The organism is Pseudarthrobacter sp. YAF2 (assembly GCF_052113345.1).
In the GTDB taxonomy this organism is placed as follows: domain Bacteria; phylum Actinomycetota; class Actinomycetes; order Actinomycetales; family Micrococcaceae; genus Arthrobacter.
Genome location: NZ_JBFRDA010000009.1, coordinates 234,274 through 252,553, shown reverse-complemented (window position 1 = coordinate 252,553; position 18,280 = coordinate 234,274). Strand labels below are relative to the sequence as shown.

The 18,280-nt window shown below is 68.4% G+C and carries 14 protein-coding genes; 11 read left to right on the top strand and 3 right to left on the bottom strand.

Annotation, left to right across the window (positions count from 1 at the left end; genetic code table 11):
• Nucleotides 1-162: 162 nt before the first annotated feature.
• From AB4Y79_RS11640 to AB4Y79_RS11630, 3 genes are read left to right on the top strand one after another with little or no spacing between them, the layout of a single operon-like run.
• Nucleotides 163-1,638 carry an MFS transporter gene (locus AB4Y79_RS11640; protein WP_441861742.1) on the top strand — a complete coding sequence of 492 codons (1,476 nt, stop codon included), beginning with the start codon at nt 163-165 and terminating at the stop codon, nt 1,636-1,638.
• 1 nt (nt 1,639) lies between these two features.
• Nucleotides 1,640-3,862: a molybdopterin oxidoreductase family protein gene (locus AB4Y79_RS11635; protein ID WP_441861739.1), complete on the top strand. Its 2,223-nt coding sequence runs from the start codon at nt 1,640-1,642 to the stop codon at nt 3,860-3,862.
• Entirely contained in the window at nt 3,859-5,421 is a 1,563-nt protein-coding gene (locus AB4Y79_RS11630) for an FAD-dependent oxidoreductase (protein ID WP_441861737.1), read from the top strand. Before AB4Y79_RS11635 ends, AB4Y79_RS11630 begins: the two co-directional genes overlap by 4 nt.
• A gap of 16 nt (nt 5,422-5,437) precedes the next feature.
• Here the strand turns inward: AB4Y79_RS11630 and AB4Y79_RS11625 are convergent, their stop codons facing one another.
• Entirely contained in the window at nt 5,438-6,853 is a 1,416-nt protein-coding gene (locus AB4Y79_RS11625) for an NAD(P)H-quinone dehydrogenase (RefSeq protein WP_441861734.1), read from the bottom strand.
• Nucleotides 6,854-6,955: 102 nt separating this feature from the next.
• Here AB4Y79_RS11625 and AB4Y79_RS11620 point away from each other — a divergent pair, with 102 nt between their 5' ends.
• On the top strand, nt 6,956-7,774 hold the full coding sequence (locus tag AB4Y79_RS11620; protein WP_441861731.1) for a purine-nucleoside phosphorylase: 819 nt from the start codon (nt 6,956-6,958) through the stop codon (nt 7,772-7,774).
• Between the two features lie 58 nt (nt 7,775-7,832).
• Nucleotides 7,833-9,581 (top strand): phospho-sugar mutase, encoded by a 1,749-nt coding sequence (locus tag AB4Y79_RS11615; RefSeq protein ID WP_441861728.1) that lies wholly within the window; start codon nt 7,833-7,835, stop codon nt 9,579-9,581.
• Nucleotides 9,582-9,644: 63 nt separating this feature from the next.
• Here the strand turns inward: AB4Y79_RS11615 and nirD are convergent, their stop codons facing one another.
• Nucleotides 9,645-10,025: a nitrite reductase small subunit NirD gene (gene nirD / locus AB4Y79_RS11610; RefSeq protein WP_441861726.1), complete on the bottom strand. Its 381-nt coding sequence runs from the start codon at nt 10,023-10,025 to the stop codon at nt 9,645-9,647.
• 259 nt (nt 10,026-10,284) lie between these two features.
• On the opposite strand from nirD, the gene nirB reads away from it, so the two are divergent.
• From nirB to AB4Y79_RS11580, 6 genes are all read left to right on the top strand, one after another.
• Nucleotides 10,285-12,927, top strand: coding sequence for a nitrite reductase large subunit NirB (gene nirB, locus AB4Y79_RS11605; RefSeq protein WP_441861724.1), 2,643 nt, complete (start codon nt 10,285-10,287; stop codon nt 12,925-12,927).
• A gap of 1 nt (nt 12,928) precedes the next feature.
• Nucleotides 12,929-13,960: a uroporphyrinogen-III C-methyltransferase gene (gene cobA, locus AB4Y79_RS11600; RefSeq protein ID WP_441861722.1), complete on the top strand. Its 1,032-nt coding sequence runs from the start codon at nt 12,929-12,931 to the stop codon at nt 13,958-13,960.
• Between the two features lie 14 nt (nt 13,961-13,974).
• On the top strand, nt 13,975-15,123 hold the full coding sequence (locus AB4Y79_RS11595; RefSeq protein ID WP_441861720.1) for a uroporphyrinogen-III synthase: 1,149 nt from the start codon (nt 13,975-13,977) through the stop codon (nt 15,121-15,123).
• A 202-nt stretch (nt 15,124-15,325) separates the two neighbouring features.
• Nucleotides 15,326-16,219 (top strand): FAD-dependent oxidoreductase, encoded by an 894-nt coding sequence (locus AB4Y79_RS11590; RefSeq protein WP_441861718.1) that lies wholly within the window; start codon nt 15,326-15,328, stop codon nt 16,217-16,219.
• 131 nt (nt 16,220-16,350) lie between these two features.
• Complete coding sequence (gene deoC / locus AB4Y79_RS11585) at nt 16,351-17,070, top strand: deoxyribose-phosphate aldolase (RefSeq protein WP_441861715.1); 720 nt, start codon at nt 16,351-16,353, stop codon at nt 17,068-17,070.
• Nucleotides 17,071-17,123: 53 nt separating this feature from the next.
• A complete protein-coding gene (locus tag AB4Y79_RS11580; RefSeq protein ID WP_441861713.1) occupies nt 17,124-17,387 on the top strand; it encodes a hypothetical protein in 264 nt (87 codons plus the stop codon).
• A 78-nt stretch (nt 17,388-17,465) separates the two neighbouring features.
• On the opposite strand, the gene AB4Y79_RS11575 is transcribed toward AB4Y79_RS11580, so the two are convergent.
• The gene (locus AB4Y79_RS11575; RefSeq protein ID WP_441861710.1) at nt 17,466-18,278 is read right to left on the bottom strand and encodes a metal-dependent hydrolase; all 813 of its coding nucleotides are present in this window, start codon (nt 18,276-18,278) and stop codon (nt 17,466-17,468) included.
• Between the last annotated feature and the right edge of the window lie 2 nt (nt 18,279-18,280).

The window sequence follows — 18,280 nt, the reverse complement described above, 5'->3', positions numbered from 1 at the left end:
GGACCTGTGTTGTGCGTCTCATGATGTGGTCTCCCGGCGGGGCCTCACGCCGGTTGGCGGGCCCGGATAGGCAAAAGTCACAACGCGTTAACAAACATCGACTGTCCGCGAAACGCGCCTTCCCTACCTTGGAGGAACAACATCCCCTGAAGGAGGTAACCCGTGACTGTTGACCGCACCGTCGATGCCGGCGCCGGAAATACCCTTGACCTTGATGAGGCCACAGGGCCGGCAGCCGTTGCCGCATCCGCCAGCGCACAGCCCGGCCGTACCCGCACCACAGACGCCCCTGCCCTTGAATTCCGCCCCGGCCGCTGGATCGCCAACTGGGATGCCGAGAACAAGGACCAGTGGGAAACCGCCGGCCGCGCCATCGCCCGCCGCAACCTGAACTGGTCCATCTTCGCCGAGTTCCTCGGCTTCGTGGTGTGGCAACTGTGGTCCATCGTGGTGGTCCAGCTTCCCGCCGCCGGCTTCACCTTCTCCACCTCGGAAATCTTCTGGCTCATCTCGATGCCCAGCCTGGTGGGCGCCACCCTCCGCATTCCCTACACCTTCATGGTCCCCCGCTTCGGCGGACGGAACTGGACCATCGTCTCCGCCCTGCTGCTCCTGATCCCCTCCACCGGACTGGCACTGTGTGTCTCCAACCCGGGCACGCCGTTCGGCGTCATGCTCCTGGTGGCCGCCCTCGCCGGCTTCGGCGGTGGCAACTTCGCCAGCTCCATGGCCAACATCACGTTCTTCTACCCGGCCAGGGAAAAGGGTTGGGCGCTGGGACTGAACGCCGCGGGCGGAAACCTGGGCGCCGCCGTCGCACAGCTTGCCGTTCCGATCGTCATCACGCTGCTGGCTGCCGGCACCGTCAACCTGCCAATGGCCGGATGGATGTGGGTCCCCTTCATCCTGCTGGCCGCATTCGGCGCGTTCAAGTACATGAACAACCTCACCAGCGCCAAGGGTGACGTGGCCGGCTCGGTCGCGGCGCTGAAGGAACCGCACCTGTGGATCATGGCGCTGCTGTACATCGGCACCTTCGGCTCCTTCATCGGCTTCGCCGGTGTGTTCCCGAAGCTCATCAAGGACTACTTCCCCGCGTTCTCCTCCATCGGAGTAGGAACTGTGGCCCTGTCCCTGGCCTTCCTCGGCCCCCTGGTGGGTTCGCTGGCCCGACCGTACGGCGGACGCATGGCGGACCGGATGGGCGGGGCCCGGATGACCGTTGCCGCCTTCGCCTCCATGGCCGTGATCACGCTGACCATGATCTGGACCCTCCCGCTGAAGAACTTCCTGCTCTTCCTGGTCCTCTTCCTGATGCTGTTCACCGCCAGTGGCTTCGGCAACGGCGCCACCTACCGGATGATCCCGGTCATCTTCGCCACCTCCAGCCGGGCCGCCCGCAAGGGCGCAAACCCGGTGGCCACCCAGCGCCTGGCGTCCTCGGCCCTCGGCCTGATTTCTGCGATCGGCGCCTACGGCGGCTTCGTGATCCCCCAGGTACTGAATGCCTCCAGCACCGCCACCGGCTCCTACACTCCGGCCTTCTACGGATTCGTCGGTGCGTATGTCCTCATGCTGGTGGTCTGCTGGACCTGCTACATCCGCAACGCCGGCCGGAACGCGATGGGACACGTCTAACATGACCAAAAGCGCCGACACGCACTGCCCTTACTGCGCCCTGCAGTGCGCCATGACGCTCACGTCCCCCGCGGACCTGGCCCCGGCTGCGCAGCCGGGGCCAGGCCCCGTGCCTGCTCCTTTTGACCTGAACCCCACGCCGTCCCCGGCCCTGGAAGTGGCCGGCCGGGACTTCCCCACCAACCGCGGCGGACTCTGCCGCAAGGGGTGGACTTCCGCCGCGTTGCTGAACCACGCCGGCAGGATCACCGAACCGCTGCTGAAGGGCCCCGACGGCGTCCACCGGCCCATCGGCTGGGACCAGGCCCTGGACCTGGCCGCGGCGGCAGTGAAAGATGCCCGCGCACGCCACGGAGCGGACGCCGTCGGCGTCTTTGGCGGCGGCGGACTCACGAACGAGAAGGCCTACCAGTTGGGCAAGTTCGCCCGGCTGGCCCTGGGCACCTCCCGGATCGACTACAACGGCAGGTTCTGCATGTCCTCGGCAGCTGCCGCCGGAATGCGCGCCTTCGGTGTGGATCGCGGCCTGCCGTTCCCGCTCGAAGCCCTGGACACCGCCGGCACCATCCTGATGCTCGGTTCGAACGTTGCCGAGACCATGCCGCCGTTCGTCCAGCACCTGCAGGGTGCCCGCAACGCCGGCGGATTGATTGTGGTGGATCCGCGCCGTTCCGCCACAGCAGCCTTCACGGCCGACGGCGGCGGCATCCACCTCCAGCCCCTGCCGGGAACCGACCTCACCCTGCTGCTGGGGCTCTCGCACGTGGTCATCCACGAAAACCTGGTGGACACCGGCTACCTGCAGGACCGTACCTCCGGCTACAAGGCCGTAGCCCGCAGCGTCAACGCCTTCTGGCCCGAGCGCGTGCAATCCCTCACCGGCGTGCCCGCGGACCTGATCCGGGAAACTGCCCGCAGGCTTGCCGCCGGGGCGCTTGCAGGTGGCAGCTACATCCTCACCGGCCGCGGCGTGGAACAGCACGTGGACGGCACCGACACCGCCACTGCCGCCATCAACCTCAGCCTCCTGCTGGGCCTCCCGGGCTCGGCCCGCAGCGGCTACGGTACCCTCACCGGGCAGGGCAACGGCCAGGGCGGCCGCGAGCACGGCCAGAAGGCTGACCAGCTCCCCGGCTACCGGAAGATCACCGACCCCGCAGCCCGTGCCCACGTGGCATCCGTGTGGGGCGTACCCGAGGCGTTGATCCCCGGCCCCGGGCTGCCCGCCGTCCAACTGCTGAAGTCACTGGGACAGCCCGACGGCGTCCGGTGCCTCTTCGTTCACGCCTCCAACATCGCCGTGGCCGCCCCCGACGCCAACGCGGTCATCAAGGGCCTGCGCAGCCTGGACTTCCTGGTGGTGTGCGACTTCTTCATGTCGGAGACCGCCGCAGAGGCTGACCTCATCCTTCCCGTGCTGCAGTGGGCCGAAGAAGAAGGCACCCTGACCAACCTGGAAGGACGCGTCCTGCGCCGGCGCCGCGCCATCTCACCACCCGCGGGCGCCCGCAGCGAACTGTGGATCATGGCCCGGCTGGCCGAGCGGCTGGACGCCCCCTCCACCTACAGCGAGGATCCGCAAACGGTCTTCGAGGAACTGCGGCTTGCCTCCGCCGGCGGCCTGGCCGACTACTCCGGCATCGACTACGCCATGCTGGACCGGGGCGAGGCCGCCTACTGGCCCTACCCGGCCGGCAGCACCGGCACACCGAGGCTCTTCCGGGACGGCTTCGCACACCCGGACGGCAAGGCGGTCATGGTCCCGGTGGCTCCCCGCCGCCGTCGTCCTTCCACTTCCAACCCCGGCGCGAACGCTGCGGCCGGTGCCAAGGAAATGACCCTCATCACCGGGCGCCTCCTGGAGCACTACCAGTCCGGCGCGCAGACGCGGCGGGTCTCCGAACTGCTCGCAGCGCAGCCGGAAGCGAAGGCCCAGATCCACCCCGCGGCCGCCGAGGCCCTGGGCATCACCGCCGGTTCGCTGCTCTCCGTGGCGAACGACCGCGGGGAGGTGGTGTGCCGGGCGGAGCTCACCACCGCCATCCGCCCCGAAACGGTCTTCCTGCCCTTCCACTTCCCGGGGGCCGAAAGCGCCAACCGACTGACCGAAGCCGCCACCGATCCCGTCTCCGGGATGCCTGAATTCAAGTTCAACACCGTGTGGGTCCGGCCCGTGGCCGCACCCGATTCCGCCCGTATGCTGCAAAAGACGGAGGCCTCATGAGCGAGCAGATTGTGATCGTGGGATTCGGCCCCGTGGCCGCCAGGCTGGTGGACGAGCTCCTGCCCGCCGTCCGCGGTGGGCATGCCCACCTCACCGTGGTGGGTGAGGAGTCCGAGGCCGCCTACAACCGCGTCCTGGTAGCGGACCTCGGCGTCGGCCGCACCACCGCCGGCGCCCTGGCCCTCGCCGACGCCGCCGAACTGGCGGCCGAGGGTGTGGATGTCCGCCTGGGTGTGCGGGTCAAGCGGGTGGACCGGGCGCGGCAACAGGTCCTGCTTTCGGACGGCACCGCGGTGCACTACGACAGGCTGGTGTTTGCCACCGGCTCCCGGCCGGTCATCCCCAACCTCACCGGCATCAACCCCGACCCCGCCTCCCCCGTGCTGCCCGCCGGGGTTACGGCTTTGCGCGACCTCCGCGATGCGGACGTGCTCCGGCAGGCGGTGGACGGCGGCAAGCGGGTCGTAATCCTTGGCGGCGGGGTCCTGGGTTTGGAGACGGCCCTGGCTGCGGCGGAGGAAGGGGCCACGGTCACCGTGGTCCACAACGGGCCGCACCCCCTGGGCCGCAACATCGACCGCGGGGGCGGAGCCGTCCTGGCCGCCGGGCTGCGCCGGTGCGGCGTCCGGGTGGCAGGCAACGCCCGCTCCACCGGCGTTGAGCACAATGCGCCCGACGGCGGTTTTTCGGCTTTGCTCCTGGACGACGGATCAGCGATCGACGGCGACCTCCTGGTCCTCTCGTGCGGGGTCCGTCCGCGGACCGAACTGGCCGAAGGCTGCGGACTGTCCACCGGCACCGGGATCCTGGTGGACCACCGGCTGCGGGCGCACCACGAACCGCACATCTTCGCCATCGGCGACTGCGCGGAGGTTCGCTGCCCGGATCCGGGCTGCGCCGCATGCAGGAACGCCAAGGGACCCTCCGGGCTTGTGGGTCCCGGCTGGCGCCAGGCCGAATGGCTGGCCGGCTACCTCACCCTCCTGGCCGAAGGGGCAGCCGCGGAGGCGGAGCTGCTCCCCGCGCTGCCGCCGGAACAGCCCGGCGTCGTGGTGTTGAAGGCCCGCGGCCTGAACATGGCGGTGGCCGGGGACAACGGCGCCGACCCCTGGGACGAGGAAGTGCTCACGTCGGGGGCCGTCAACGGCCGGCCGCGCCTGCAAATCGCCCAATGGGCCGATCCGGAGCATGGCCGCTACGTCAAGATGACCACCCGCGGCGGCGTGCTGGAAGGCCTCGTGTCGGTCGGGATGCCGCGCACCGCGGCCGAACTGGTGGGGCTTTTTGAACGGGGCGCGGAACTCCCTGCCGACCGTTCCCTGCTCTTGCGCCTGGACGGTCCGGACCAGGTGCCCGGCGCCGGAGCCGCCGACCCCGCCGGCACCGTCTGCCGGTGCGCGGGTGTCAGCGGAGCCGCAATCCAGGGCGCTGTGGAGGATGGCTGCTCAACCGTGGCGGAAGTATCCAAGGCCACCCGGGCCGGCACGGGATGCGGGGGTTGCCACGAGGACATCAAGGGGCTTATCGAAAAGCACTTTCAGGCGGTCGCGGCGGCCTAGGGTCCTGGACCTCTGACTACATGTGGACGTGCAGGCGGCGGGCGGCCTCGGAGATGGATCCGGTCAGGGACGGGTACACGGTGAAGGTGCTGGCGAGGTCGTCCACGTGCAGCTTCTGCTTGACCGCGATGGAGATCGGGAAGATCAGCTCCGACGCGTTGGGACCCACCACCACGCCGCCAATCACGGTTCCGGAGCCCTTCCGGGCAAAGATCTTCACGAAGCCGTCCTTGGCGTTGCGCATCTTGGCGCGGGCGTTGCTGCGGAGCGAAAGCTTGATGATGTCCGCCTGGTACTTGCCGGACTCGATCTCGGCCTCGGACACCCCCACGTTGGCGATCTCCGGGGACGTGAAGATGTTCGACGCCACCTGGTGGAGCTTGAGCGGGGTCACGCCGTCGCCCATGAAGTGCGCCACTGCGATGCGGCCCTGCATGGCGGCCACGGAGGCCAGCGGCAGGACGCCGGTGCAGTCGCCGGCGGCGTAGATATTCGGGGCGGTGGTGCGGGACACGCCGTCAACCTTGATGTGGCCACTGTCGCTGACCGCCACCCCGGCTTCTTCAAGGCCCAGTCCCGCGGTGTTGGGGATGGAGCCCAGGCAGAGCAGGCAGTGGCTTCCGGTCACGGTGGAGCCGTCGGCGAGAGTCACCACCACGCCGTCACCCGTGCGTTCCACGGACTGGGCGCGGGAGCGGGACAGGACCCGGACCCCGCGGCGCTCGAAGACTTCCTCCAGCACCACTGCGGCGTCCACGTCGGAGCCCGGCAGCACGCGGTCGCGGCTGGAGACCAGGGTGACCTTGGAGCCGAGGCCGTTGTAGGCGGAGGCGAACTCGGCACCTGTCACGCCGGAGCCGACGACGATCAGTTCCTCGGGCAGTTCGTCAAGGTCGTAGATCTGGGTCCAGTTCAGGATCCGCTCACCGTCCGGGCGGGCTGTTTCCAATTCGCGGGGGTGCGCGCCAACGGCCAGCAGGATGGTGTCGGCTTCCACTGTCTCGGTGCCGTCGGCGGTCAGGACCTCGATGGTGTGGGGGTTCAGGAGGCGGCCGGAGCCGGCGATGATGCGAACGCCCAGCTTCTCCAGGCCGTCACGGATGTCCTGGGATTGGTTGCGCGCCAGGTTGAGGAGCCGGTCGTTGATGTGCTTGAGGTCTGCGTGCATCACCGGCACGAAGTCGCCGCCGTCGACGTCGAACTTCACTCCCAGCTCGCCGGCCTCAGCCACCCGGGTCATGAGGTCGGCCGTGGCGATGAGGGTCTTGGAAGGAACGACGTCGGTCAGCACGGCGGAGCCGCCGAGCCCGGCGCGTTCGATGATGGTGACCGTCGCCCCGAGCGAGGCGGCGACCATGGCCGCTTCGTATCCGCCGGGGCCGCCTCCCAGGATCGCGATTCGGGGGGAACTGAAATCTGGATGCGTAGTCACAGTCATCCATTCTCGCCCATTCCGGCCCGACCACCAAGAAAACGGGCGCTTTCGGGGCCAGCCGTGATGAGGCCAACACTGGCGGCAGGATAACTTGTACTGGTGAGTACAACAGACTTCCTGAACACGGACCCGTTCGCCGCCGCCCGCGCCGCCGCGGACTACATTGCCGAGGAGACCGGCGTGGACCGCCACGACGTCGCCCTGGTCCTCGGTTCCGGATGGGGCGAGGCGGCCGACCTCATTGGCGAAACCACTGCCACCCTCTCCGCGGAGGAAGTCCCCGGCTTCCACGCCCCCGCCGTGGAAGGCCACGTGGGAACCATCCGGTCAGTCCTGACCAAGGACGGAAAGCGCGCCTTGGTCCTGGGTGCGCGGACCCACTACTACGAGGGGAAGGGCGTCCGTGCAGTGGTGCACGGCATCCGCACCGCCGCGGCGGCCGGGTGCAGCACGCTGGTCCTCACCAACGGCTGCGGCGGGCTGAACGAGGCGTGGGCGCCCGGCACCCCGGTGTTGATCAGCGACCACATCAACCTAACCGCCGCGTCCCCGCTGGAGGGCGCCACGTTCGTGGACCTCACAGACCTGTATTCCCCCCGGATCCGTAAACTGGCCCGCGAGGTGGATCCCGCCCTGGACGAGGGCATCTACGCCCAGTTCCCCGGCCCGCACTACGAGACGCCGGCCGAAGTACAGTACGCCAAGCGGATCGGGGCGGACCTGATCGGCATGTCGACGGCCCTGGAGGCCATCGCCGGCCGCCACGCCGGAATGGAAGTGTTCGGTATTTCCCTGGTCACCAACCTGGCAGCGGGCATCAGCCCCCAGCCGCTCAGCCACCAGGAAGTCATCGAATCCGGCCACGCGGCGGGCCCGCGCATCTCCCGGTTGCTGGCCGACATCATCGCCCGGCTCTAAACGCCCCGGGCTGCCGGGGTGCGGGCAGCGGACCTGCAATGACGATAGCGTTAGGCCCATGACGTCTTCCGATGCCGAACTTCGCCTGCTTGCCGGGGCCCGGGAATGGGCTGCCCTGGATCCGGATCCCGCAACACAAGCATCGCTGCTTGAGCTTGTCAGCCTCGTTGAAGAGGGCGACCCCGCGGCCCGGCAGGAACTGGAAGACAGCTTCCGCGGCACGCTGCAGTTCGGCACGGCAGGCCTGCGTGCCGCGCTCGGACCGGGGCCGAACCGGATGAACCGGGTGGTGGTCCGCCGCGCCGCAGCCGGACTGGCCGCCTTCCTGGTGGACGCCGTGGCCGAATCCTCTTCCGGCACCCGGCCGCGCGCCGTCGTCGGGTATGACGCCCGGCATAACTCGGATGTCTTCGCAGCCGAAACCGCCGCCATCCTCACCGCGGCGGGGATCGAGACGTTCCTGCTCCCGGCAGCCCTCCCCACTCCCCTGCTGGCGTACGCCGTTCGCGCCCTGGAATGCGACGGCGGCGTCATGGTTACCGCCAGCCACAACCCGCCGCAGGACAACGGGTACAAGGTCTACCTGGGCCGTCATGCGGTATCCGCTGATGGTGACGGCGCGCAGATCGTGGCACCCTATGATGCCCGGATCGCCGAGCGGATCAGCGCCGTGGGTCCCGTTGACTCAATCGAGCTGGCGGACAGCGGGTGGACCGTCCTGGACGGCTCCCTGGCCGCGGACTACCGGCAGGCGACGGCGGCACTGGCCATGCCGGACCGGTTCCCCGCCCGGGACCTGCGGATCGTCCTGACCCCGCTGCACGGCGTGGGCGGCGCTACAGCACTGGAGGTCCTGAGAGCGGCAGGTTTCACGGATGTCACCATGGTGGCCGAGCAGGCCGAACCGGACCCAGAATTTCCGACCGTCAGCTTCCCCAACCCGGAAGAACCCGGTGCACTTGACCTCGCCGTGGAGACGGCCGCACGGCTGGACGCCGACATCGTCATAGCGAACGATCCCGACGCCGACAGGGCTGCCGTCGCCGCCAAGGACCCGGACACCGGTGCCTGGCGGATGCTCCGCGGAGACGAGGTTGGCGCCTTGCTGGGGGCCCATATTGCCGCCAGGCTCGCGGACGCCGGTACGGGCGCCGAGGCGGACCACCAGGGCGTCTTCGCCAATTCGATCGTGTCCTCACGGCTGCTGGCTCGCGTCGCGGCCGGCGCGGGATTCGCCCATGAGGCAACCCTGACGGGATTCAAGTGGATTTCCCGGGTCCCCGGCCTCACCTACGGCTACGAGGAAGCGCTCGGTTACTGCGTTGCGCCGGACCTGGTGAAGGACAAGGACGGCATTTCCGCCGCCCTCCTGATCGCCGAACTCGCCGCCACCGCCAAAGCCGCCGGCAAGACGGTCTTCGACACCCTCGATGAGCTGTACCTCCAGCACGGCCTGCACGCCAGCGACCAGCTGAGCATCCGGGTCGCGGACCTGGGTCTCCTCGACGCCATGATGAACCGTCTGCGGGTTTCGCCGCCGGAATCGTTCGGGCAGTCGGCGGTGGAAGTGTTCACGGACCTGGCAGAGGGAAGCGGGCAGTTGCCGCCCACGGAGGGCCTGCTGTACATCACCAGGGACCTGACCCGCGTGATCATCAGGCCCAGCGGCACGGAGCCCAAACTCAAGTGCTACCTCGAAGTGATCCACCAGGTGGGTTCCGCTGCGGAACTCCCCGAGGCGCGGCAGGCGGCGCGGGCCTCGCTGGACGAGGTCCTGCACGATGTCAGCGAGGCACTGGGACTTTAACCGCCCTGGGTTAAACACCAAAGGGGCGCCGCCTGGCGCCCCTTTCCTGTGTGCGGGAAAGTCCTAGAGTTCCACTTCGACGAACCCGTTGGTGATCCGGGTGCTGAACGCATCCAGGCGCAGGCCCGGGGTGGTGAAGCATTCACCGGTTTCGAGGTCGTAGACCTCCTTGTGCAGCGGGGAGGCAATAGTGGGCCGCGTCCCCTTGGAGCCAAGGATGCCGCGCGCCATGACGTGCGCGCCGGTGGCCGGATCCTGGTGGCCCACGGCGAAGACTTCACGGGGACCCGTGCGGAACAGGGCCACCTGGCGGCCGGCAAGCAGCGCAGCCTCGCCCCAGGCGGGTTCGAGGTCATCCACCGCGCAAACACGGTGCCAGCCGGTCCGGAATCCGGCGGTGTCTGAGTCGGCGGCGAGCGCCCCAATTTCCAGTGTTGCCGTCATGTCCGGCTCCTCTCCTTGTGCCTGTCGTCTTTGCAAGCGGCTGCTTCTGCTGCCGTGTTCCACGCTAGGTTGCGGGTGTTTCAAGGGGGTGCGGTGAATGTGTCCGGCGGGTAAAAGAGAACTCACGCGGCCGGAAATGCGTTCGTGATGCAGAAGTTAAGTTGACGAAACAAAAGGGAAACTGAGGCGAAACTGCCCCTACCTAGGCTGGAGGCACAAGCTGCAGAGCACCGTCTGCGGCCCATGCGAAAGGCCCCCCGTGACCGAACAGACTTCAAGCACCGAGACTCCGCGCCGCATCGTCGTCGCCGGCGGCGGCCCTGCGGCCCACCGTTTCGCGGACGCCATGCATGCCCGCGGCCTCGACGGCTGGCATGTCACGGTCCTCACCGAAGAAGCCCACCTCCCCTATGACCGGGTGGCACTCTCCAAGGCCCTCACGGACACCGGCGTGGACCTGACGCTGGGAACGGCCACCATGTGGGACCACGGCTCCGTGGCCCTGAAGACCGGCGAGCGCGTCGTCAAGGTCAACGCCGAAGCCAAGACGGTGGAAACGGCCGCAGGCAACACCTACGAATATGACGAACTGGTGGTGGCCACAGGCTCGGACGCCGTGCGCCTGCCCATCCCCGGCGCCCAGCACGCCCACGTCTACCGGACGCTCGAGGACGTGTGGGCCATCAACAAGGCCGTCACAGAACTCACCGAAAAGCTCGGCCGCAAGATCAACGCCGTCACCATCGGCGGCGGCCTCCTGGGACTCGAATCCGCCGCCGGCACCGAACAGCTCGGCGCCACCCCCGTAGTCATCAACGGGGCCCCCTGGCTGATGAACACCCAGCTGGACGAGGGCGCAGGCCAGGCCCTGGGCCGCCTGATCGAAGCCAAGGGCTTCGAGGTCCACGGCGGCGTGTTCCCGTCCGAGATCCTGGCGGACGACGACGGCCAGGTCACCGGGGTGCTGATGGCCGACGAACGCATCATCCCGGCCGACCTGGTGATCGTTGCGGTCGGCGTCAAGCCCCGCGATGAGCTCTTCCGGGCCGCCGACGGCGAAGAGCAGCTCTTCAGCCTGGGCCAGCGCGGCGGCGTGGTCATCAACGACTACTGCGCCACCGAAGTCCCCGGCATCTGGGCCATCGGCGAGGTAGCCAACTTTGGCGGCATGTGCCTCGGCCTGGTGGCTCCCGCCAACACCATGGCCGAGATCGTTGCCGACCGGCTGCACGGCGGCGACGCCACGTTCCCCGGCTTCGACACCGCCACCAAACTGAAGCTCTCCGGCGTGGACGTGGCCAGCTTCGGCGACGCCTTTGCCCGCACCGAACACGCCCTCGAAATCGTCTACGCGGACCCCGCCCGCGGCGTCTACCAGAAGATCGTCACCACGGATGACGCCAAGACCCTCCTGGGCGGCATTTTTGTCGGCGACGCCTCTCCCTACATGAGCCTGCGCCCGCTCCTGGGCCGCGAACTTCCCGCAGAGCCCGGCGCGTTCCTGACCGCGGCAGGCGGCGGCGAAGCTCCCGAAACCGAGCTTCCCGACGACGCCACCCTCTGCTCCTGCAACAACGTCACGGCCGGAACCATCCGCGACGCCATCAACGGCTGCGGTGCCTGCGACGGCAATGCCCCTGTCCAGGAACTTGGCGAACTGAAGGGTTGCACCCGCGCTGGAACCCAGTGCGGTTCCTGCGTCCCCATGCTGAAGAAGCTGCTGGAAACCGAACTGACCAAGTCCGGCGTCGAGGTCTCCAAGGCTCTTTGCGAACACATCGAGCTGTCCCGCCAGGAACTCTTCGACGCCATCCGCGTCCTGGGACTGACCTCCTTCGAGGAGATCATGTCCAAGTACGGCACCGGGGCCGGTTGCGACATCTGCAAGCCCACCATCGCCAACATCCTGGCCAGCCAGAACAGCGCCTACGTGCTGGACGCCGGCCGCGGCACCCTCCAGGACACCAACGACCGGGCCCTGGCCAACATGCAGAAGGACGGCACCTACTCGGTGGTCCCCCGCATCGCCGGCGGGGAAATTACTCCCAAGAAGCTCGGCGTGATCGCCGCCGTCGCCGAAAAGTACGGCCTCTACACGAAGATCACCGGCGGCCAGCGGATCGACATGTTCGGTGCCCGGCTGGAGCAGCTCCCGGAAATCTGGAAGGAACTGGTGGACGCCGGCTTCGAGTCCGGCCAGGCTTACGGCAAGAGCCTGCGTACGGTGAAGTCGTGCGTCGGTTCCACCTGGTGCCGGTTCGGCGTGCAGGACTCGGTAGCCATGGCCATCCAGCTGGAGCTGCGCTACCGCGGCCTGCGCAGCCCGCACAAGCTGAAGATGGGCGTCTCCGGCTGTGCCCGTGAATGTGCGGAGGCCCGCGGCAAGGACGTTGGCGTGATCGCCACCGCGGACGGCTGGAACCTCTACGTCGGCGGCAACGGCGGAGCCACCCCCGCCCACGCCCAGCTCCTGGCCAAGGACCTGGACGATGAGACCCTCATCCGGTACATCGACCGCTACTTCATGTACTACATCCGCACTGCGGACCGCCTTCAGCGCACCGCCCGGTGGCAGGAAGAGCTCGAGGGCGGCATCAAGCACGTCGAGGACGTGGTGGTCAAGGACACCCTGGGCATCGCCGCGGACCTTGAAGCGGCCATGGCGAAGCACGTGGACACCTACGTCGATGAATGGGCAGACACGCTGAAGGACCCCGAGCGGCTCCGCCGGTTCCGTTCCTTCGTCAACGCACCGGACCAGAAGGACGATTCCATCACGTTCGTCCCGGACGAGCGCGGCCAGATGCGCCCCGCCACCGCGGAGGAAAAGGGCAAAGTCCTGATTGGCGCTTCCATCCCGGTCCGCGCCGCCACGCCGGAAACCACTGAAAACGAGGCATAGCATGCAGCTCAGTATCGACCTCACGGGCCGGGACGTCCTGGTGACCGGCACGGACCCTGCCGCGCGGCAGGCAGTACGGCGGTATGAAGCCGCGGGCGCCGTCGTCCACCGCCTCAGCAGCCCGGGCAGCGCCCACGGTGCCCACCTGCCTGAGCGGCTGTTCCTGGTCGCCGCCGTTGAGGACGGACAGCCCGGCTGGGGCGCCCTCCTGGACCGCTGCCGGGACGCCGGGATCCCGGTCGCCGTTGAGCCTGCCGCAGGCCCTGCCGGGCACGTCACCCTGGTGGGCGGCGGCCCCGGCACCGGTGACCTGCTCACCGTTGCTGCGGTCAAGGCGCTCCGGGATGCGGACGTCGTATTCTATGACCGGCTGGCCCCGTACCAGGAGCTTCCGTTGCTGACCTCCGCCGAGCTGGTGGACGTCGGAAAGAAGCCGGGCCACCACAAGGTCAGCCAGTCGGACATCGAAAAACTGATGGTCGAAAGCGCCCTGGCCGGCAACAACGTGGTCCGCCTCAAGGGCGGGGACCCCTATGTCTTCGGCCGGGGCGGCGAGGAAGTGGCCGCGTGCGTGGCCGCCGGTGTCAAGGTCCACGTAGTGTCCGGCGTGACCAGCGCCATCTCGGTGCCGGCCGCCGCCGGCATCCCGGTCACCCACCGCGAAGTCAGCCACATGTTCACGGTGGTTTCCGGGCACGCCCCGCTCACCGAAAAAGAACACCACCACCTGGCCGGCCTGGGCGGGACCATCGTGGTGCTCATGGGCATCGGGACCCTCCACCAGCTCGCCGCAGGCCTGCGCCGCGCCGGGATGCGCCCGGACATGCCCATGGCAGTGGTGGAACGCGGCTACCGGCCCGGCCAGCGCACCACCATCGCGGACCTGGGCACCATCACCTCCGCCGCTGCCGGCTGCAGCAACCCGGCAGTACTGGTCATCGGCGAGGTGGTCCGGGTGGCCGAAGCCAACCGGCAGCACGCCGGAGCCGCCGCCGACCTGGACAGGCTGGCGGCCTCGCTGCTGGGATCATGAAAGGATTGACCCCCATGACCGCACTTGCACCGGCCGAACCCACGCAGGCTGAAGAAGCAACGGATGCCGCGGAATCTCCGCTGGAGGGGTTCCGCATCGGCGTCACCTCGGACCGGCGCTCCCGCGACCTCATCGAGGCGCTGGAACGGCGCGGCGCCGAAGTGCTGCATGCCCCTGCACTGAAGATCGCCCCCGTCCAGGAAGACATGCGCCTGATCGAGGACACCCGGGCCATCATCGCGGCGAAGCCGGACCTGTGCATTGCCACCACGGCCTACGGCATGCGCCGTTGGTGCGAAGCCGCAGACTCCTTCGGCCTCGGCGATGAACTGCTGGAAACGCTGGGAAGCTGCCGCATGTTCGTCCGGGGACCCAAAGCCCGCGGTGCCGTGCGCGCGGCCGGCCTTGCCGACGTCGGGATCAGCAGTGACGAGACCACCGCCACCCTGGTGGACATGCTGCTCACCGAAGGCGTGAAGGGCAAGACCGTGGCCATGCAGCTGCACGGATACACCGATGTCCGCCAGATCGAGCGGCTGCGGATGTCCGGTGCCACGGTCCTGACCGTCACGCCCTACCGCTGGGTGAAGCCCGACGGCGAGGACAAGCTTCCGCGGCTGATCGAGGCCGCCTGCAGCGGGAACCTGGACGTCCTCACCTTCACCAGCGCCCCCGCGGTGGACGCCATGTGGAGCACGGCCCATGAGATGGGCCTGTACAAGCAGCTGGTGGAGAGCCTGAAACTGAACGTCACCACCGCAGTAGTCGGTCCCGTGACCGCGCAGCCGCTGCTGGATGCCGGGGTGACGCCACTGATCCCGGAACGGTTCCGGATGGGAGCCTTGATCCGGCTGGTGTGCGAACACCTGGCTTTGAACCATGTCCGGCGGCTGGACACCCGCTCCGGAAACATCGAGCTCCGGGGCCGCAGCCTGCGCATCGATGGCCGGCAGGTGGAACTGGCCCCCGCTCCGCTGCTGCTCCTGCGCGCGCTGCTGGGCGCCGGAGGTGCGGTCCTGTCCCGAGAATCGCTCTCCGACCTGCTGGAACTGCGCGGTTCCGTGCATGCGCTGGACATGACCGTGAGCCGGCTGCGGTCATCGCTGCCGGACGGCAAGCTCATTGAAACCGTGGTCAAACGGGGCTACCGGATCCGCGTCTGAGGTCCCGGACGCGGCCGAATGTGTCGGCCCGTTCCCGGATGAGAGGTGCGTCACGGGTTGTGTTACCGGCCGGTAAATACTGGCGAACAGGACCCGTGGAAACAGCAATGGACGGGTAACACAACCGAAAAAGCAGGCCCCTACGCTGGGTTGCATCACGAAGTTCCGGCCGGTTACCGGCCACCAGCGAAAGGGCCAGCACATGTCCGCTCCGGCACCCTCACCGTCCACCTCCGACGCAACCCGCATCGTCATCGCCGGCGCCGGACCGGCCGCCCAAGCCCTGGTGGCACAGTTGGACCGCGCCCGTTTCACCGGCACCATCACCGTGCTGAGCAACCGTGACGACAGCCCCGCTGAACTGCTGGAGCTGGCCATGCTGCCCCAGGTTTCCGTGCGGTTCGGCCAGCCAGCAAGCCACATCGATGCAGCCAACCGGACGGTCGCCACCGCCGACGGCATGGAATTCGCGTACGACCAGCTGGTCATTGCCACCGGTTCCGCCCCCGTTGCCAACCCCGTGGACGGCGCGGCCCAGTGCCTGAGCTACTCCACCATCGATGACGCCCCGCGCATCGCCGAGGGCGTGCAGGAAATCACCCGGGAGCTCGGGCGACGGCCCGTCGGCATCCTCGTCGGCACGGGCGCGGCCGCCGGGCAGGCCGAAGCAGTACTCCGGGCCAAGGGCGTGCGGCCCATCCGCACCACGGCCCGGCCCGCCGCCGTCGTCCCTTCCGTTGTCCCGGGCGGATCCACCTCCGGCCTGGCCACATCCGCCGTCGTCTTCGAGGACGGCAGCAGCATGACCGGAGACCTGGTGGTCCTGGCCGAGGAGCGGGTGTCCCGGGACAGCCTCGCCGCCACTGCGGGTGTGCGGACGGCCACCGGCGGCGGCATCGTGATCAGCCGCGACTTCCGCACCTCGGTTCCCGGCATTTGGGCCATCGGTGACGCCGCGGCGTTCGACGGCGTGCGGCTGGGCCTGCTGGTCGCGGCGGCGTCCGCTGCGGGTGCCTGCGCCAGCCAGTTGCTGACCGCTGTTGCCACAGCAGCTCCATCCACCTCTCCCGCGCCGGCACTCCAGGTGGCCGCCTGACCGGGCCGGCCCGGCACTCCCGCGGCGTCCGCTTCCGGGTATCCGGTGCGGTCCCGGCCCGCTGTGACAAGATGGTTTCCGAAAAGAGTCACTGACGCGCCGGGCCCACGAAGCCCCTCGAGAGGACCATCATGAGCAATGAAGCCACTGTGCAGCCAGGCACCGCCACACCCGCCGGTGATGGGAACATCGCCTCCTACATCGACCACACGCTGCTCAAGCCCGAAGCCTCGGAAGCCGAGGTCCTGAAGGTCTGTGCCGAAGCCGCTGAGTACGGGTTCAAGTCGGTCTGCGTCAACCCTGTCTGGGTCAAGACCGTCACCACCGCGTTGAAGGGTTCGGGAGTCCTCACCTGCTCCGTGGTGGGCTTTCCGCTGGGGGCGACCCCCACGGACGTGAAGTCGTTCGAGGCCCGCGGCGCGGTGCTGGACGGTGCGGACGAGGTGGACATGGTGATCAACATCGCCGCTGCCAGGGCAGGCGACAAGGGCGCCCTGACGGATGACATCGCTGCCGTGGCCGAGACCGTGCATGCCGGCGGTGCCATCCTGAAGGTGATCATCGAAACGGCCCTCCTGACCGACGCACAGAAGGTCCTGGCGTGCCAGGCGGCAGTGGAGGCCGGCGCCGACTTCGTGAAGACCTCCACGGGCTTCAACGGTGGCGGCGCCACCGTTGACGACGTGGCCCTGATGCGCAAGGCCGTGGGCCCGAACATGGGGGTCAAGGCCTCCGGCGGCGTACGGTCCCTGGCCGATGCTCAGGCTATGATTGCAGCAGGTGCAACACGAATCGGCGCCAGCTCCGGGATTGCCATCGTCAAGGGTGAACAGGGTTCAGCCGCTTACTGACCGGAACCGGACGGCCGCCACAGACCAAGCCCCGCGGGGCCGAGGAGGAACACATGTCCAGCAAGATCAACGCGTCCAGCCGGGACACGACGTCGAACCAGGACACGGTCCGCACACCGCAGAACGAGAACAACGTGGCCACCAGCGCCGTCCTTTTCGTGATCAGCTTCGCTCTTTTCCTTGGCGCCATCTACTCCCTGTCATTCCTCACCCTGAGCAACGCCTGGCCGATGGCCGTGTGCCTTGTCCTGTTCGCGCTGGCGTTCTGGATCCCGCAGACCGTCCTCGGACGCTCCGACTCAGCGGGCGAGCACTGACCCACAGCAGGCAGCGTCAAAGGACCCCGGACAATGTCCGGGGTCCTTTGCTGTCTGTGGGTGGAAGCCTGCCTGCGGCTAGAACCAGAGCCTGATCCAGGCACCTGCGGCCGCGGCCGCAGGGCCCCAATGGTCCCGGGCGATGGCCCAGCCGGCCATGGACATGCCCACCATGGCATACGCGCTGACCGGGATCAGCACCAGCCACTCCCGCTTGGATCCTGCCCTTCCCAGCAGGGGTACGGAGAGGGCGCCATTGGGCCGCCAGACGTTCCGCAGCAGGGGAAGCCTCCGCAGCAGCCGGGGTGGCCTGATGACCAGCGGCCACAGCAGCGGCACTCCCCCGGTGGTGACCAGGTCGCCGACGATATGCACCACCACGCCGATGAGCATTGACGTCGGCAGCCAGGTCCATTGTTCCGGCGCGTAGAACGTGACAAGGCCCGCCATTGCCAGGGCGAAGATCCAGTTCGAGATGAAGCCGCTCTTGGGAAAGAGCTTCAGTGCCTTCGCCGCGATGTTGATCAGGAACATGCACAACAGCCCGGCACCCACGGACAGGTGCCCCCATGGGGTGTCCATATGCACCTGGGATGCCAGGCCGGCCAGGAACACGAAGACCGCGGCGCCCAGGATGGAATGCGTTCCCTGCCGGTGGCCGCCGCTGGCGTTCTCAATGCCCCGCGCGATCACATTGGACAGTGGCGGCAGCGAGTGCGCCACCGTGCTTGACCGGTGGTCCCAGTCGCACACCAGGGCCGTGCCCGCCGTGGCCATTCCTCCGATGAGGATGCCGGTGGGATCCAGCGGATACCAGCCCAGCGTGTACGGCCCGGTGGACGCAACAGCTACCCACGCCGCGGCTCCCGACGCGGCGTGGTGTCCTCCCATCA

Excerpts from the sequence above, each read along its gene's own strand:
- AB4Y79_RS11615 (WP_441861728.1), top strand. The coding sequence starts at position 7,833 with ATGACGTCTTCCGATGCCGAACTTCGCCTGCTTGCCGGGGCCCGGGAA.
- cobA (WP_441861722.1), top strand. The coding sequence starts at position 12,929 with ATGCAGCTCAGTATCGACCTCACGGGCCGGGACGTCCTGGTGACCGGC.
- AB4Y79_RS11635 (WP_441861739.1), top strand. The coding sequence starts at position 1,640 with ATGACCAAAAGCGCCGACACGCACTGCCCTTACTGCGCCCTGCAGTGC.
- AB4Y79_RS11590 (WP_441861718.1), top strand. The coding sequence starts at position 15,326 with ATGTCCGCTCCGGCACCCTCACCGTCCACCTCCGACGCAACCCGCATC.
- AB4Y79_RS11630 (WP_441861737.1), top strand. The coding sequence starts at position 3,859 with ATGAGCGAGCAGATTGTGATCGTGGGATTCGGCCCCGTGGCCGCCAGG.
- AB4Y79_RS11595 (WP_441861720.1), top strand. The coding sequence starts at position 13,975 with ATGACCGCACTTGCACCGGCCGAACCCACGCAGGCTGAAGAAGCAACG.
- nirD (WP_441861726.1), bottom strand. The coding sequence starts at position 10,025 with ATGACGGCAACACTGGAAATTGGGGCGCTCGCCGCCGACTCAGACACC.
- AB4Y79_RS11580 (WP_441861713.1), top strand. The coding sequence starts at position 17,124 with ATGTCCAGCAAGATCAACGCGTCCAGCCGGGACACGACGTCGAACCAG.
- AB4Y79_RS11575 (WP_441861710.1), bottom strand. The coding sequence starts at position 18,278 with ATGGGAGGACACCACGCCGCGTCGGGAGCCGCGGCGTGGGTAGCTGTT.
- deoC (WP_441861715.1), top strand. The coding sequence starts at position 16,351 with ATGAGCAATGAAGCCACTGTGCAGCCAGGCACCGCCACACCCGCCGGT.